This window comes from Rhodococcus sp. USK10, assembly GCF_019378875.1.
Lineage (GTDB): Bacteria > Actinomycetota > Actinomycetes > Mycobacteriales > Mycobacteriaceae > Rhodococcus_F > Rhodococcus_F pseudokoreensis.
Window position 1 is genome coordinate 47,480 of record NZ_CP076048.1, and the last position, 14,404, is coordinate 61,883.

At 68.4% G+C, this 14,404-nt stretch carries 15 protein-coding genes; 10 read left to right on the forward strand and 5 right to left on the reverse strand.

Annotation, left to right across the window (positions count from 1 at the left end; all coding sequences use genetic code 11):
• Entirely contained in the window at positions 1–1,731 is a 1,731-nt protein-coding gene (locus I1A62_RS07180; RefSeq protein ID WP_219458351.1) for a GAF domain-containing sensor histidine kinase, read from the forward strand.
• A gap of 84 nt (positions 1,732–1,815) precedes the next feature.
• On the opposite strand, the gene I1A62_RS07185 is transcribed toward I1A62_RS07180, so the two are convergent.
• Positions 1,816–2,562 (reverse strand): response regulator transcription factor, encoded by a 747-nt coding sequence (locus I1A62_RS07185; RefSeq protein ID WP_219458352.1) that lies wholly within the window; start codon positions 2,560–2,562, stop codon positions 1,816–1,818.
• 157 nt (positions 2,563–2,719) lie between these two features.
• Here I1A62_RS07185 and I1A62_RS07190 point away from each other — a divergent pair, with 157 nt between their 5' ends.
• Entirely contained in the window at positions 2,720–3,568 is an 849-nt protein-coding gene (locus I1A62_RS07190) for an alpha/beta fold hydrolase (RefSeq protein ID WP_124393415.1), read from the forward strand.
• A 19-nt stretch (positions 3,569–3,587) separates the two neighbouring features.
• On the opposite strand, the gene I1A62_RS07195 is transcribed toward I1A62_RS07190, so the two are convergent.
• On the reverse strand, positions 3,588–4,268 hold the full coding sequence (locus tag I1A62_RS07195; RefSeq protein WP_124393416.1) for a hypothetical protein: 681 nt from the start codon (positions 4,266–4,268) through the stop codon (positions 3,588–3,590).
• A gap of 334 nt (positions 4,269–4,602) precedes the next feature.
• Between I1A62_RS07195 and I1A62_RS07200 the strand changes: the two genes are divergently transcribed.
• Both I1A62_RS07200 and I1A62_RS07205 read left to right on the forward strand, forming a co-directional pair.
• Positions 4,603–6,111 carry an MFS transporter gene (locus I1A62_RS07200; RefSeq protein ID WP_374710737.1) on the forward strand — a complete coding sequence of 503 codons (1,509 nt, stop codon included), beginning with the start codon at positions 4,603–4,605 and terminating at the stop codon, positions 6,109–6,111.
• Positions 6,112–6,265: 154 nt separating this feature from the next.
• The gene (locus I1A62_RS07205) at positions 6,266–6,691 is read left to right on the forward strand and encodes a hypothetical protein (RefSeq protein WP_219458354.1); all 426 of its coding nucleotides are present in this window, start codon (positions 6,266–6,268) and stop codon (positions 6,689–6,691) included.
• A 28-nt stretch (positions 6,692–6,719) separates the two neighbouring features.
• On the opposite strand, the gene I1A62_RS07210 is transcribed toward I1A62_RS07205, so the two are convergent.
• Positions 6,720–7,256 carry a carboxymuconolactone decarboxylase family protein gene (locus I1A62_RS07210; RefSeq protein WP_219458355.1) on the reverse strand — a complete coding sequence of 179 codons (537 nt, stop codon included), beginning with the start codon at positions 7,254–7,256 and terminating at the stop codon, positions 6,720–6,722.
• Between the two features lie 128 nt (positions 7,257–7,384).
• On the opposite strand from I1A62_RS07210, the gene I1A62_RS07215 reads away from it, so the two are divergent.
• The 3 genes from I1A62_RS07215 to I1A62_RS07225 all read left to right on the forward strand — a co-directional run bounded on the left by I1A62_RS07215 (position 7,385) and on the right by I1A62_RS07225 (position 9,925).
• Positions 7,385–8,545 carry a zinc-binding dehydrogenase gene (locus I1A62_RS07215; protein ID WP_219458356.1) on the forward strand — a complete coding sequence of 387 codons (1,161 nt, stop codon included), beginning with the start codon at positions 7,385–7,387 and terminating at the stop codon, positions 8,543–8,545.
• 13 nt (positions 8,546–8,558) lie between these two features.
• Positions 8,559–9,464, forward strand: a complete 906-nt coding sequence (locus tag I1A62_RS07220) for a DUF4436 family protein (RefSeq protein ID WP_219458357.1) — start codon at positions 8,559–8,561, stop codon at positions 9,462–9,464.
• A gap of 65 nt (positions 9,465–9,529) precedes the next feature.
• A complete protein-coding gene (locus I1A62_RS07225; RefSeq protein WP_257890711.1) occupies positions 9,530–9,925 on the forward strand; it encodes a nitroreductase family deazaflavin-dependent oxidoreductase in 396 nt (131 codons plus the stop codon).
• A 6-nt stretch (positions 9,926–9,931) separates the two neighbouring features.
• Here I1A62_RS07225 and I1A62_RS07230 read toward each other — a convergent pair whose 3' ends face one another.
• Together I1A62_RS07230 and I1A62_RS07235 are read right to left on the reverse strand one after the other, a co-directional pair.
• Positions 9,932–10,348 carry a cupredoxin domain-containing protein gene (locus tag I1A62_RS07230; RefSeq protein WP_219458358.1) on the reverse strand — a complete coding sequence of 139 codons (417 nt, stop codon included), beginning with the start codon at positions 10,346–10,348 and terminating at the stop codon, positions 9,932–9,934.
• A gap of 108 nt (positions 10,349–10,456) precedes the next feature.
• A complete protein-coding gene (locus I1A62_RS07235) occupies positions 10,457–11,167 on the reverse strand; it encodes an enoyl-CoA hydratase/isomerase family protein (RefSeq protein WP_219458359.1) in 711 nt (236 codons plus the stop codon).
• 115 nt (positions 11,168–11,282) lie between these two features.
• Between I1A62_RS07235 and I1A62_RS07240 the strand changes: the two genes are divergently transcribed.
• The 3 genes from I1A62_RS07240 to I1A62_RS07250 all read left to right on the forward strand — a co-directional run bounded on the left by I1A62_RS07240 (position 11,283) and on the right by I1A62_RS07250 (position 14,401).
• Positions 11,283–11,732 carry a DUF6292 family protein gene (locus I1A62_RS07240; protein WP_206011479.1) on the forward strand — a complete coding sequence of 150 codons (450 nt, stop codon included), beginning with the start codon at positions 11,283–11,285 and terminating at the stop codon, positions 11,730–11,732.
• Positions 11,729–12,895 (forward strand): AI-2E family transporter, encoded by a 1,167-nt coding sequence (locus I1A62_RS07245; protein WP_124393426.1) that lies wholly within the window; start codon positions 11,729–11,731, stop codon positions 12,893–12,895. Before I1A62_RS07240 ends, I1A62_RS07245 begins: the two co-directional genes overlap by 4 nt.
• 120 nt (positions 12,896–13,015) lie before the next feature.
• Positions 13,016–14,401, forward strand: coding sequence for a wax ester/triacylglycerol synthase family O-acyltransferase (locus tag I1A62_RS07250; protein ID WP_124393427.1), 1,386 nt, complete (start codon positions 13,016–13,018; stop codon positions 14,399–14,401).
• Positions 14,402–14,404: the final 3 nt, after the last annotated feature.

The following is a 14,404-nucleotide window of genomic DNA, read 5'->3' on the forward strand; positions in this document are numbered from 1 at the left end:
ATGCGTCGTGTGACCCGTCAACCGGACGAACACGACCGTGGGCCCCTCCTCGGTAGCCTGTCCGAGCTGAGGCTGCGTGAGCTCCTGACCGAGGTGCAGGACCGCATCGCGCAGATCGTCGATGCGCGGGATCACGTCGACGGCCTACTCGAGGCGATGCTGGCCGTCACGTCGGGACTCGACCTCGACAACACGCTCCGCACCATCGTGCACGCGGCGATCGATCTCGTCGATGCCCGGTACGGCGCGCTGGGAGTGCTTGCCCCGGGTGAGGGCCTGAGTGAGTTCATCTTCGAGGGCATCGACGAGGAGACGCGGGAGCGGATCGGCGACCTGCCTCGTGGTCGCGGGGTCCTCGGTTTCCTCATCACGGATCCGAAGCCGGTCCGGTTGGTGGACCTGTCCCGGCACCCCGCATCGGTCGGGTTCCCGCCCGATCATCCGCCGATGAAAACCTTTCTGGGAGTTCCCATTCAGATTAGAGAGAAGGTCTTCGGAAATCTGTATCTCACGGAGAAGGCCAACGGTGCGCAGTTCACCGAGGACGACGAGGTGCTTCTCCGCGCGCTGGCGGCGGCCGCCGGTATCGCGATCGAGAACGCCCGCCTGTACGAGGAGTCCCGGACGCGGCAGGCGTGGCTGGAGGCGACACGGGAGATCGCGACCGAGCTGCTGGCGGGCAGTGACACCGCGGAGGTGCTGCAGGTGATCGCCGACGACGCGCTGGCCCTGACCGCCGCCGACAGTGCCTTCCTCGCTGTTCCCGAGGATCCCGACATCCCGTCGGACGAGGTGACCGAGCTCGTGGTCACCGCGTCGTCCGGAACGGTGACGGATCGGATCATCGGGCGGACGATCCCGGTGGACCGGTCCACGTCCGGTGAGGCGTTCCGGGAGCGGACCCCGTTACGCGTCATGGCGCTGGCTTTCGATCCCGGGTTCGATTTGGCCACCCAGTTCGGTCCGGCATTGGCGCTGCCCCTGCGCGCCGCGCAGTCGGTGTCGGGTGTGCTGGTGACGCTCCGTCACCTCGATGCGCCGCCGTTCACGGACGACCAGCTGGCGTTGATGTCGGGTTTTGCGGATCAGGCGGCGGTCGCACTGCAACTCGCCAACAGTCAGCACCGGATGCGTGAGCTCGACGTCCTGTCCGATCGCGACCGGATCGCGCGTGACCTCCACGACCACGTCATCCAGCGGCTCTTCGCGGTCGGTCTGTCGTTGCAGAGCACCCTGCAGCGGGCGAAGGCCCCCGTCGTCAAGGACCGGCTCGAACAGTCGATCGACGATCTGCACGACATCGTGCGGGACATCCGCACGGCCATCTTCGACCTGCACGGCGGTTCGGGCGGGATGACCCAGTTCCGGCGGCGTCTGCATGAGATCGTGGCCGAGACCACCGCGGATTCCGGGTTGCGCACGACGGTGCACATGTCGGGGCCACTGTCGGTCATCGACGCCTCGCTCGCCGAGCATGCCGAGGCGGTTCTGCGTGAGGCGTTGAGCAACGCGGTCCGGCACGCCGGAGCCGAGACGGTGACGGTGAGCATCTCGGTCTACGACGATCTCGCGATCGAGGTCGCGGACGACGGCAAGGGGTTCGAGGAGAACGTCGCCACCAGCGGGTTGGCCAATCTGGCCGCCCGGGCGCGGGAAGTCAACGGGCACTGCACCGTCGACTCGACTCTCGGCGGTGGAACCACGCTCCGGTGGTCCGCTCCCCTTCCGTGAGTCCACGATCGCGTCGACGGTGATTCGCGTTTCCTCGTCGACGAGCGGCATCGGGGACGGTAATCATTCCCTCGGGCCTGGGCGTCAGGACACGGCGGCGGACACCTGACGGGCAGGGACGTTGGTCTCCGGGCGTACGTCCTCGCCGAGAGCGAAACCCACGCCCCGCACGGTGTGGACGACATACGGCGATCCGACGACCACCAGCTTCCGCCGGAGGGAGCAGACGTAGGCGTTGAGGACGTTCGTCTTCGATTCGACGGTTACACCCCACACCATCAGCATGAGGTCGCGGCGGGTGACGACCCTGCCGATGTTCTGCGCGAGCACGGTGAAGAGGACGAATTCCGTCCTGGTCAGCGTGGTGCGCAACCCGTCGTAGTCGGTGTCGTGGCGCTCCTCGCACAGGCACAGGTCCTGGCTGCCGGCGGGCGCCGGCGCAGGCACCTCGGGTTTCACACGGCGGAGGATCGCGCGGAGCCGGGCGACGAGTTCGTCCGCACCGACCGGCATCTCCAGCACGTCGTCGGCTCCGGCCTCGAGGAGATCGCTGCGACGGTTCCCGGAGCGGAAGGTGCCGATCACCACGATGGCGAGCGCGAATCGCATCGCCTTCAACCCCCGAACCGTGGTGTCGGCGTCGAGGTGCGGTGATCGTGCGTCGACGATCACCACGTCGGGGGGTTCGATCCGCGAGCGCACCGGTTCCGCATAGGTTCGCGTGACGAAGAATCCGCTGTCTCGGAGGCGTTCGACGAGGGAGCTTTCCACGTCGGCGTCGATGAGCAGGACACGCGGCCGGGCGACTGCCGGGCTCGACACAGAGTTCATGCGGATTCCTCCTGTTTTCGAGCCTCACGTCGGTGTGCCGATAGATCAACCCGGCGCCGAAGATCAAGTTCCCACGCCGCAGTTGATGACGATATCGAGCGGAACTCCCCTATCGTTACGGTGAGACCGCTGCATCACCCGATCGGGAGGTCGCTGTATGCCGGAAATGCGACACATCGCACTGCACGGGGACGACGTCGCCTACCGGCTGAGCGGTGAGGGCGAGACGCTGCTGCTCGTACACGGGATGGCCGGAAGTTCGGCGACGTGGCGTGCGGTTCTCCCCCAGTTGGCGCTGCGCTACCGGGTGCTGGCACCGGATCTGCCCGGTCACGGTGATTCCGCCAAACCGCGCGGCGATTATTCGCTGGGCGCGTTCGCCGCGTGGCTGCGCGACCTGTTGCACGAGTTGGAGATCGAACGGGTGACCGTCGTCGGGCAGTCGCTCGGCGGCGGGGTGGCGATGCAGTTCAGCTATCAGCATCCCGAACTGTGCGAGCGCCTGGTCCTCATCGGCAGCGGCGGACTGGGACCGGACGTGAACTGGACTCTGAGGTTGCTGGCGGCGCCCGGGTCCGAGTTCCTGCTTCCCCTGATGGCGCCTGCCGCGATTCGCGACGCCGGCAACAAGGTTCGCAGCTGGCTGGCGGCGATCGGGGTTCAGTCGGTTCGCGGCGACGAGATGTGGCACGCCTATTCGTCGCTGTCCGATCCGGACACCCGGCAGGCGTTCCTTCGGACGCTCCGAGCGGTCGTCGACCATCGGGGGCAGGCAGTGAGCGCGCTGAGCCGGCTGTATCTGAACGCGGGTCTCCCCACCCAGCTCATCTGGGGCGATTCGGACGGCATCATCCCGGTCTCGCACGGTTACGCGGCGCACGAGGCGATGCCCGGGAGCCGGCTCGCCGTCCTCGCCGGTATCGGCCACTACCCGCACCTCGAGGATCCGGCCGCGGTGGTCGGCATCATCGACGACTTCGTGTCCACCACGCCCGCACGCAGGTAAATTGCGTTCCGCACCCCGGTCACCGTTCCTGCGGTGCCTCGGATCGGGCGGCGCGCAGGCGTCGTCCGGTGACCAGGATGTAGATGCTGACCAGCAGCACCCAGGCGGGGAACGCCAGCGTCGTCCACAGGCTGAAGCTGACGACCAGCAGCAGGGCCAGGGCGAGCAGGTACGTGGTCACGACGAGGAATCGCGGCATCAGTCCGGTCCGGAGCCAGATCGTTCCCAGCGAGATCATGAACACCGCCGCCATGCGCAGCGCGTAGACGTGGTTGATCTGCAGCATGATCTCGCGTCCGAAATAGACGATCTCGTCCGCGGAGCTGCCCGAGTGCCGGGCGATCGCGAGGACGCCGCCCGCCACGCCCATCGACACGAAGCCCATCGCGAGGAACAGCAGGCCACTGCCTAGGAATACCGTCGCGAAGAAACGGTCCTCGAGGTCGCCGAGACGGTCGCGAATGACGCCGATGAACCAGAGGAACGCGATGCCCGCAAAGGGGGCGAGCACGAGGGCCGTCTTGATCCGCGTCTCACCGCTTCCCACCCAGGGTGTCTCGTCGAACGGGTCGGCGGGCAGCGCTGTGTGCAGGAGGACGAGGCTGGCGGAGAAGAACGCGGCGAACACAATTCCCGCGACGGCCGCCGAGCGTGGCGTTCTCAGCCGACGGATCTGCTTCTCGCGCTGCATCTCGGCCATGGGTCAATCCTCGCTCGAGCGGTGACCGGGAGTCACCGATTCGCGTCAACCGACCCCTTGCCCAAACGAAGAAGCCGACCGCAGCGTCTGCTACGCCCGATTCGGCGGCCCGAACTGGCCTTTCCCCGGGCGCGAGTGCAGACCGGGCGCGTCGGCCTCCCGCTGGGCGGAACGCCGCATGGCGTGCCGCATCCCCGAGAACTGTGATGTCAATTACACATTCGCGAGACTTCGACCACCGAATGTGACCACCCACCCCTACCGCCCGGCTCGGGAGCGCCGCACTGCCGCGGCGCGGCCACGAATTCCCGTGCAGGTATTCGAAAGGACCCGATTGATGGTCACCCATGCGTCAGACGGCGGATCGGCTCGGACGCGACAGCAGGACGTCGCCGACGAGCGATGGACGCCCCGACTGATCTTCTCGCTCACCTCGATCGTGCTGCTGCTGGAGATGCTCGCAGTCAGCTACATGATGATATCGATCGCGTTGCCGCAGATCGTCACCCACTACCGGACGACGCAGGGTGCGTGGTTGCTCACGTCGTTCCTGCTGGTGGGGGCAGTCACCTGTCCGCTGATCGGCAAGCTCGCCGACACCCACGGCAAGCGCAAGCTGCTGCTGACGGCCGTCGGCCTGTCTGCGGTCGGGTCGCTGATCTCGGCGATCGCACCGACGTACGCGGTGCTGATCGCCGGCCGCTCCCTGACCGGGCTGCTCGTGCCGTGCCTGTTCCTGAGCTATTCGCTGATCCGCGACGTCTTCCCCGCCCGGACGGTGGCACTGGCGGTCAGCATCGCCACCAGCGGCATGGGGCTCATCGCGATCCCCGCACCGTTCTTCACCGGCTGGCTGATCGACAATTTCGGCTTCCGGAGCATTTTCTGGTTCTTCCTGGCCGGTCTCGTGGTCCTCAGCTTCCTGATCCGGGTGACGACCGACGAATCGACCGTCCGCCTGCGTTCGCGCATCGACCTGATCGGCGCCGCGCTCCTCGGCGCGGGACTCGCCGGCATCCTCGTCGGAGTGAGCTTCGGGCCGTCGTGGGGCTGGACGTCGGGGTCGACCCTCGAGTTCATCGCCGGCGGTGTCGCCCTGCTGGTGGCGTGGATCGTGTCCGCACTTCTGCTGCCGGACCCGCTGATCGACGTCCGGTTCTTCGGTAAGCGGCCCGTGTTCCTGACGGCGCTCGGCGCCGGGTTCTGCTACGGCACGTCCTCGGTGTTCACGATCATGCTCCCGATGATATGCATGACCCCGGCGATCCTGGGGCTCGGCTACGGATTCGGTATCAGCGCAGAGGGATTCGCGATCTTCCAGGCTCCGTTGGGTGGTGCGGTGGTGATCGGCGGACTGATCGTCGGAACCCTGGTGCCCCGGAACGTGAGGCCGCGGATTCTGATGGTCGTGGGCATGCTGCTGATGGCCGCGGCCTGCCTGCTCACGGCGACGATCCACGACGACAAGGCGCTGCTGATCGGCTTCGCCGCCCTCCTGGGAGTGGGAATGGGCATGGGGTACGCGTCCATCCCGAACCTGCTCATCGCCGCGGTGCCCCCGCAATTGCAGGCGACGACGGCGAGCATGGTGGCGGTGTTCCAGAGCATTCTGCCCGCCATCCTTCCGGTCATCGCGTTCACCGTGTTGAACTCGCACATCGCGACCGTCGTGCAGGGCGCCGTCTTCTACACGGACACCGGCATCACCATCGCATTCGTGATCGGCGCGATCTCGGCGCTGCTGGGTGCGGTGGTGGCCGTCGCGCTGCCCCGCAGGATTTCGCAGCTGAGCGCACCCGGTGCCGAGTCCACGTCGGCGACCGACGTGGTTCTCGCCCACTGAGCGGCCGGCCTTGACGTCGTCGCCGCGTCGCGGGCGGGCGCGGCGACGACCACCGGGCGGCTCGCTCCGTCGAAACCGCTCCCGGCCGTCGGCCGAGTGGGAGGCTGAGGTGGGACACAGTTCTCTGGTTCGACTCGGACGACAGGAGACCACCATGCGACTGACCACACTCGGCGACCTTCCCGGACGCATCGCGACCGGGGGCTTCATCCTCCATACGGGATTGCAGAAATGGTCGGCGGACGAGCAGACCGCCCAGGGCGTTCACGGTATGGCGGCGGGCGCGTTCCCATTCCTGAACGCGATTCCGCCGGAACGATTCATCAAGTTGCTGTCGATCGCCGAGATAGGCACGGGCGCAGCGTTACTCGCACCGTTCGTGCCCACCGTTGTGGCGGGGGCCGCGCTCACCGGGTTCTCCGGCGGTCTCGTGGCCATGTACGCGAGGACCCCCGCTTTGCGGAACCCCGGCAGCATCTGGCCGAACGAGAACGGCACCGCCATCGCAAAGGACACGTGGATGCTCGGGATGGGGCTCGGTTACGTGCTCACCGGGTGGTCGCGGCTCCGCAACCGCTGACCGTCCGGCGGTGACGTCGACGCTCGCGTCACTGTTCGGGGACGGCGCAGAAGTCGCTGTCGGAGAAGCCCGACGGCCGCACGCCGAGCGCCTGGTTGAGGCGTCCACGGTGGTTCTCCCAGGCGATGGCCGCGGCGAGTTCGGTCACCTGGGACTCGGAGAAGGCGGCGAGCAGCGATCGCCGCAGTTCGTCGCCGATGTGGGCGGGGGTGCGTGTCATCGCGTCGGCGAACTCCAGGACCAGCTTCTCGGTGTCGTCGAACGCGGAGCTCTCGCGGAACGCCGGCAGGGCGCGCAACTGGGCGTCGCTGACCCCGAGCGCACGGCTGAACGCCGAGCCGATGTCGAGGCAGTACTCGCAGTTGGTCAGCGCGGCCGCCTTGATCTCGGCGAGCGCCTTCAACCGGGGGTCGACCCGGGCGCTCGCCGCCAGCGCGACCTCGTGGAATCCGACGGCCGCGAGCAGCTGCGGCCGGCGTCGCAACCAGCGGAACAGGTCTGCCCGGTTGCGGCGGGCGGTGGGAAAGACGCGGCGAAACGAGTCCATCTGACCGAGGACGCTCATGCTGTCGGTTTACACCCGCCGCCGGACCGAGACAACCCCTGGGCCATTCGGCAATCGCCGTGTCCCGGCGGCGGGAGTGTTCTACGTTCGGAGCTGAGGCCGACCCCGCCGCACCCCGAGGAGTCACCATGAAGGCAGTCGTCTGCACCGAGACTCGCCTGGAGTTCGGTGACGTCCCGGCTCCGGTCCCGGCCAGGGGTCAGGTGCTGATCGACGTGTCCCGATGCGGGATCTGCGGCTCGGACCTGCACGCCCGCGTGCACGCCGACGAGATGGCGGAACTGGCCGCCGAGACCGGCTACCGCGACTTCATGCGTTCACACCAGCGGGTCGTGCTGGGTCACGAGTTCAGCGGCACCGTTGCCGGTTACGGGCCCGGCTGCCGGAAACGGTGGCCGGTGGGAAGCACGGTGGTGGCGTTGCCGATCGTGCGCACCGGCACCGGGATTCACCTGACCGGCCTGTCTGCCTCGGCGCCCGGTGGCTACGCCGAACAGGTGGTGGTGCAGGAGTCGATGACACTGCCGGTCCCGAACGGTCTGACGGCGGAGAAGGCGGCCCTGACCGAGCCGATGGCGGTGGCGTGGCACGCGGTGCGCAAGGGCGACGTCGGCAAGCGCCGGAACGCGGTCGTCATCGGGTGCGGCCCGATCGGTCTCGCGGTGATCACCATGCTGAAGGCGACCGGTGTCCGTACCGTGGTGGCCGCCGACTTCTCCACCCGCCGCCGCGAACTCGCCCGGCAGTGCGGTGCCGACGTCGTCGTCGACCCTGCCGCGGCGTCGCCCTGGACGTCGTATCCGCGACGTCGGGAAACGACCTCGATCACGGACGTGCTCGGTCTCGGGCTGGACACCATGGAGAAACTGCGCCGAATCCCGAGGCTGCCGTGGTGGCATGCGTTCGCCCTCGCCGACACGGTGGGCGCGACACCGTCCGGGCCGGTCGTCTTCGAGTGCGTCGGCATGCCCGGCGTCATCGACGGCATCCTGGCCGGGGCCCCGCTGCGGTCCCGCGTCGTCGTGGTCGGGGTGTGCATGGAGACCGACACGTTCCGGCCAGCGCTCGCGGTCAACAAGGAGATCGAACTCCGCTTCGCCGTCGCCTACGACCCCCGCGAATTCCGCGACACCCTCCACATGCTCGCCGACGGAAAGGTCGATCCGACACCTCTGATCACCGGCACGGTCGGCCTGCCCGGGGTCGAATCCGCGTTCGCCGCGCTGGGTGACCCCGAGGTGCACGCGAAGATCCTGATCGACCCCGAGATCAGCACCGCATCCCTGTGATCCGCCGCCGATCATGAACTCAAACCATCCCCGCCTCCGATGGGTCGCCCCGGCGCTGCTCCTCGCGTTGATCTACGCGGCGTCGCTCACCGTGTACGGATTGAGCAGCCGCACCGGCGAGGAGGAAGGACCGTTCGAGGGCAGCACCGACGAGGTCGTGGTCCTCGTGACGGCGAAGTCGTTGCAGCCGACGACCGACCGGGTGCAGGCCGAGGTGACGATCGCCGTCGGCGAGGAGTACCTGCACGCCAACGGCGACACGCTGAATCGGGACATCACCCTGTTGCTCTTCCCGAGCACCAGTCACGAAGAGATCGTGTTCCGGGCGGGCGCCGCACCGACGACGTTCGACACCGAGTTCATCGCCACCGGCAACGCGGCGTACTGGCCGTTCGACCGGTTCGAGGTGAACCCGATGGTCGTGGAGGCGTACGAGGGCGCCGGCGCCGACCGTGAACTGCTGCCGACGGGTCTCCTCGTGGACGGCCGAGTCGACGGGTGGAAGGCGAGGGCCGAAGCGGTGGCCGTCGACACGGACCTCTCGCGGAACGGCACCGGCGCCGCGCTGTTGTTCGCACGCACGGGCGGGAACCTTATCTACGCCGGCATCCTCCTGCTGATGATGACAATCCTCGCGGGGCTCGCCGCGTTCGTCGCGCTGCAGACGTTCCGGCGCAAACGCGCCGTCAACACGGACATGCTCGGCTGGATGGCGGCGATGCTGTTCGCGGTCGTGCCGTTGCGCGGAATCCTGCCGGGAAGCCCGCCGATCGGGTCGTGGGTCGACATCGCCCTCACGGTGTGGGTGGTGTCCACCCTCGTCGCGTCACTGGCGTTGTTCGTCTTCTGCTGGTGGCGCGACAGCGATCAGCCCGCTCGGCCCGAGGCGGTTGCCACGAGCGCGACGGATTCGGAATAGTCGATGCCATGGTGCGCCGAACGGGGAGAGTGCTGCCGCCGTGGTAACTCGCCCACGTCAACAGGGTGATCGTCGGCCTGCACCGGCTGGGGGTGCCGATGCCGATGCCGGCGCTCACCGTCCCGGGCCGGAAGACGGGGGTGCCGCGGTCGACGCCGGTCTCGCCGTACGAGGTGGACGGCCACACCTATGTCGTCGCCGGGTACGCCGAATCGGATTGGGCGAAGAACGCCCGCGCGGCCGGGCGCGGGGAACTGACCCGCGGGCGCCACCGCGAGCGGGTACGGCTGGTCCCGCTGCCGGTGCCGGAGCGAGCCCGGATCCTCCGCGAGTTCCCGATCCGGGTGCCGCACGGGGTCACCATGTTCCTGAAGGCTGGGACGGTCGCGAACTCCTCTCCCGAGGCGTTCGCGGCCGCGGCCGACCGGTGCGAGGTGTTCCGCATCGAGCCGCTGGACTGACGGGGGTCACCGAACTTCGAGCGTGCCCACCATGTTCGGGTGGTAGGTGCAGTGGAAGGCGAACGTGCCCGGCTGGCCGGGCACCGTGAACGTCGCGGTCGCGCCCGGTTCGACCTCCACGTCGAACAGGTCGCCGGTGTCTGCGGTCACGGTGTGCTCGGCGGTGTCGTCGTTGCGGACGGTGACCTGCTCACCCGGCGCAAATGTGCCGGGCAGCGTGTACTTGAAGTCGCTGATCACGATCTCCCGTGCACCTGCAGGCATGGACATCGGCATCGACATCGACGGCATGTCGGTCATCATATGGTCCCCGCCGTGCTCCGATTCGGAGGAAGCGGACGAGTCGTCGCTGCCGTTACCGCACGCAACCAGCGCGAAGGCGGCCAGCAGGATCGGCAGGACAAGTGTCAGTACGCGTTTCATGATGGTCGCCTCCGGGGTGCCGGTGGGAGCGGATGCCCGACGCCCCGCTCCTCGCGGGAGTAGTACCCGTTTTCCCGGAAGACACCCCTCGGTGTGCGTGGCGACGCGTCAGCCGCCGTTCAACGCCTCCTGCGTTTCGAGGTTCGCGACCGGGGTGCGGAGCGAGGCGACGGCGTCGGCGTAGAGGGAGGACTTGATCTCGCCGAGCGTGCGGCCACGCGTCGCGACGAGTCCCTGCGCGTGTGCGACGGCGTCGGCGAGCACCTGCTGCTCGGGAGCGACCTCGTCGACGAATCCGAGTTCCTTCGCCGCGGTGCCGCCGTACCGCCGGCCGGTCACCAGAGCGGTGTGCACCGCCCTCGCGGGCAGGCGGGCCGCGAGCAGCGCGATGCTGCCGGGCGCGTAACTCGCCCCGATGGTGATGCCCGGCAGGCAGAAGTAGCCGCGGTCCTCCCGCATCACCCGGTGGTCGTGGGCGGCCGCGAGGATGGCGCCGCCGCCGAACGTGTGCCCGGTCAGCGCGGCCACGGTGGGCAGCGGGAAGGTGAGAATACGCGCGAACAGGGCCTGCACACGGTCGATGTAGGAGTTCAGCTTGTCGGTGTTGGCGAGGACCCAGGCGGTGTCGAGACCGGTGGAGTAGAACTTACCGACCGCGGTGGTCACCAGCGCGGCGGGGCCGTTGTGCTGCTCGACACGATCGAGGAGATCGTCGACACTCGCGATCCAATCCGGGTGGAAGGCGTTCTCGCTGTCCCGTTCCCCCTCCTCACCGAAATACAGGACGAACACATCACCCGAGCGTTCCAAGTACGGCATGCGGCGAGGCTACCCGCAGACCGGCGGGCTGCGCCCCTCGAGCACTCCCGGTGGGTGAAGTTTCAACTGTCGCGGGGCCGGGTATGTCGATCGTCAAACAGCTGAGGGGTGGACCATGAAGAGCGGAACAGGCATTGCCGACACCCGCACCGTTCGGGACTACATCCACACGGTGGCCAGGAGCGTTCACGCCGATTCCATCGACTGGTGGGACTGCGACGGATTCGACGCCGTCCTCGTGCTGCCGTTCCGGTTGCACTACCTGCCCGGTCGCAACGCGGTGCTGGCCTGGAACCGGACCTTCGGCTGGTCGCTCGGCGTCGAAGGACTGGGCCGCCGCAGCGTCGTCGTGATCGACGGCCTCGGCCTCGGCCGGACGCCGTCGCCCGCCGTGTGCGCGGAACGTGCGGTGGAGTTGATCGACGACTACTGCCGGTCCACACCGGCAATGCCTGCCGCGCACGGTCCCGGCCCCGCCGCGCCGGCCGCCGCGGATCGCTGTCCCCGCATCGGCAACGCCGCCGCGGGTGGGGGCCGGCGGGACAGAGTCGTCAAACGACCGTGACCGGTGGCGCCGGAGGCCACGACGACAATGTGGCCCAACCGCATTCCTCCGCGCAGGAGCAGCCGATCCTCGCCGCGGAGCAGGGCGCGGCGCGCATCAGCACGGCGGCGCATCCGCTCGGCAAGCCGGGTCCGCGGTTCGACCGCCGGTCCCCGTTCTTCATCGGCATGGCCGGGGCCGCCGGCGTCGCCGTCACGTACGCGCTGATCGAGGTCGTTCTCGCCGCCCGCGGGGTGCTGGTCCTCATCGCCGTCGCCGCCTTCCTCGCGATCGGTCTCGAACCGGCCGTGTCCTGGCTGGTGCGGCACGGGTTTCCCCGATGGGCGGCCGTCACAACGGTTTTCGTCATCGCGTTCGCGATACTGGCCGGATTCCTCGCCGCGGCGATCCCGCCGATGGTGACGCAGGGCAGCGCTCTCGTCCACAACGCCCCCGATTACCTGGGCCACCTCGAGCAGCGCTACCCCGTGCTGCAGGAACTGAGCACCCGCTTCCATCTGCAGGACGAACTGCGCCGGGCGCTCGATGCGGGCAATGTGCCGGTGGTGCTCGGCGGGATCGTCGGCGCGGGCAAGTTCGTGTTCAGCGCCATCAGCGGCACGGTGATCGTGGTCGTGCTCACCGCGTACTTCCTGGCCGATTTCGGGCACATCCGATCCTCCCTGTACCGCCTGGCCCCGAACTCGCGTCGACCGCGAACCATTCTGATCGGTGACGAGATCTTCGCGAAGGTCGGCGGCTACGTGCTCGGGAATCTCCTGATCTCGCTGATCACCGCCGTCCTCACGTTCGTGTGGCTGGTCGCCTTCGACGTCCCCTACCCGCTGCTGCTGGCCGTCCTCGTCGCCGTCCTGGATCTGATTCCGGTGGTCGGTTCCACCCTCGCCGGTGTCGTGGTGGCCCTCGTAGCCCTGACCGTGTCGCTGCCGGTGTCCCTGGCGACCATCGTCTTCTTCATCGCCCTCCGCCTGTTCGAGGACTATCTCCTCGTTCCCCGCATCATCGGCAGAACCGTCAAGGTGCCCCCGATGGTCACCGTCGTCGCCGTCCTCATCGGCGGAGCCCTGCTGGGGATCGTCGGGGCGCTGCTCGCGATTCCGGTCGCCGCCGCCGTCCTGCTCCTCGCCCGCGAGACGGTGTTTCCGCAGCTCGACCGGCGCTGAGCAGGCGAGCCGCGAAAACGGCCCTGTGGAAGAAGTTTCCATGTTCTGCTTACCCTGGAGACGTGGGATGCGCCGGGGCATGCTCGGGGTCGTGTCCCGAGCATGAGAAAGAGGCGCTGCATGTCGGTGATGAGTCCCACCGAGGCGATGTTCGTGCTGTTCGAAACACCCTCGCATCCCATGCACATGGGTGCGCTCGAACTGTTCGAACCGCCGCGCGACTCGGGCCCCGATCACGCCCGGGTCATGTATGAGGCGCTGATCTCGCAGGAAGGTGCGTCCGACACGTTCCGCCGGCGCGCTGTCCGCCCGCTGCGCGGCGCCAGTTACCCGTGGTGGTCGTTCGACGATCGCATCGACCTCGGCTACCACGTGCGGCACACAGCAGTGCCGGGGCGGGGCCGCATGGAGGACCTGCTGTCGCTGGTGTCCCAGATGCACGGCATGCCGCTCGATCCGCAACACCCGATGTGGGAGATCCACGTCATCGAGGGGCTCGCGGACGGACGGACAGCCGTGTTCTCGAAGATCCACCTGTCGCTGATGGACGGACCGGCGGGGCTGCGGCTCCTCCACCACGCCCTGTCGACCGACCCCGACGCCCGCGACTGCCCCGCACCGTGGACGCCCGGGGTGTCCGGCACGTCGCGGCGCGAATCCGCGCTGCCCGTCGCCGCGGTCCGGGCCGGGGTGCGGGCCGCCACCAGCATCGTCGGGGTGCTGCCCGCGCTCGCGAAAGTCGCGTACGACGGTGTCCGCGACCAGCATCTGACGCTTCCCCTGCAGTCACCGCCCACGATGCTCAACGTCCCCGTCGGCCGGGCCCGGAAACTCGCGGCGCGGTCGTGGCCGATCCGGCGTCTGGTGTCGGTGGCCGCCGCCGCCCGCACCACGATCAACGCGGTGGTGCTCGCGATGTGCTCGGGGGCACTGCGTCACTATCTCGTCGAGCAGTACGCACTGCCCGAAGCGCCGTTGACGGCGATGCTGCCGGTCCCGCTCGACCTCGGCGGCACCATGATCGGACCGCGCGGCCGCGACCACGGGGTCGGCGCGATGGTCGTCGGGCTGGCCACCGACGAAGCGGACCCGGCCGCCCGCCTCGCCCGCATCAGCGAATCGGTCGAGCACACCAATCGTGTGTTCGGGGCGCTGAGCCACACCCAGTTCCAGGTGATGAGCGCACTGGCGATCAGCCCGATCCTGCTCGAACCGGTCCGCCGGTTCGTCGACGACACTCCCCCGCCGTTCAACGTCATGATCTCGTACATGCCGGGCCCGTCGCGGCCCCGGTACTGGAACGGCGCCCGCCTGGACGCGGTGTACCCGGCGCCGACGGTCCTCGGCGGTCAGGCGCTGAGCATCACCCTCACCAGCCGGTCCGGTCAGCTCGACGTCGGGGTCGTCGGCGATCGGAACGCCGTTCCGCACCTCCAGCGGATCATCACGCATCTGGAGACGTCGCTGACCGAACTCGAGAACGCGGTCGCCGCGTCCGGTACCTGACCG

Coding starts and splice junctions, on each gene's coding strand:
- I1A62_RS07180 (WP_219458351.1), top strand. CDS start 1: ATGCGTCGTGTGACCCGTCAACCGGACGAACACGACCGTGGGCCCCTC.
- I1A62_RS07185 (WP_219458352.1), bottom strand. CDS start 2,562: ATGAACTCTGTGTCGAGCCCGGCAGTCGCCCGGCCGCGTGTCCTGCTC.
- I1A62_RS07190 (WP_124393415.1), top strand. CDS start 2,720: ATGCCGGAAATGCGACACATCGCACTGCACGGGGACGACGTCGCCTAC.
- I1A62_RS07195 (WP_124393416.1), bottom strand. CDS start 4,268: ATGGCCGAGATGCAGCGCGAGAAGCAGATCCGTCGGCTGAGAACGCCA.
- I1A62_RS07205 (WP_219458354.1), top strand. CDS start 6,266: ATGCGACTGACCACACTCGGCGACCTTCCCGGACGCATCGCGACCGGG.
- I1A62_RS07210 (WP_219458355.1), bottom strand. CDS start 7,256: ATGAGCGTCCTCGGTCAGATGGACTCGTTTCGCCGCGTCTTTCCCACC.
- I1A62_RS07215 (WP_219458356.1), top strand. CDS start 7,385: ATGAAGGCAGTCGTCTGCACCGAGACTCGCCTGGAGTTCGGTGACGTC.
- I1A62_RS07220 (WP_219458357.1), top strand. CDS start 8,559: ATGAACTCAAACCATCCCCGCCTCCGATGGGTCGCCCCGGCGCTGCTC.
- I1A62_RS07230 (WP_219458358.1), bottom strand. CDS start 10,348: ATGAAACGCGTACTGACACTTGTCCTGCCGATCCTGCTGGCCGCCTTC.
- I1A62_RS07235 (WP_219458359.1), bottom strand. CDS start 11,167: ATGCCGTACTTGGAACGCTCGGGTGATGTGTTCGTCCTGTATTTCGGT.
- I1A62_RS07240 (WP_206011479.1), top strand. CDS start 11,283: ATGAAGAGCGGAACAGGCATTGCCGACACCCGCACCGTTCGGGACTAC.
- I1A62_RS07250 (WP_124393427.1), top strand. CDS start 13,016: ATGTCGGTGATGAGTCCCACCGAGGCGATGTTCGTGCTGTTCGAAACA.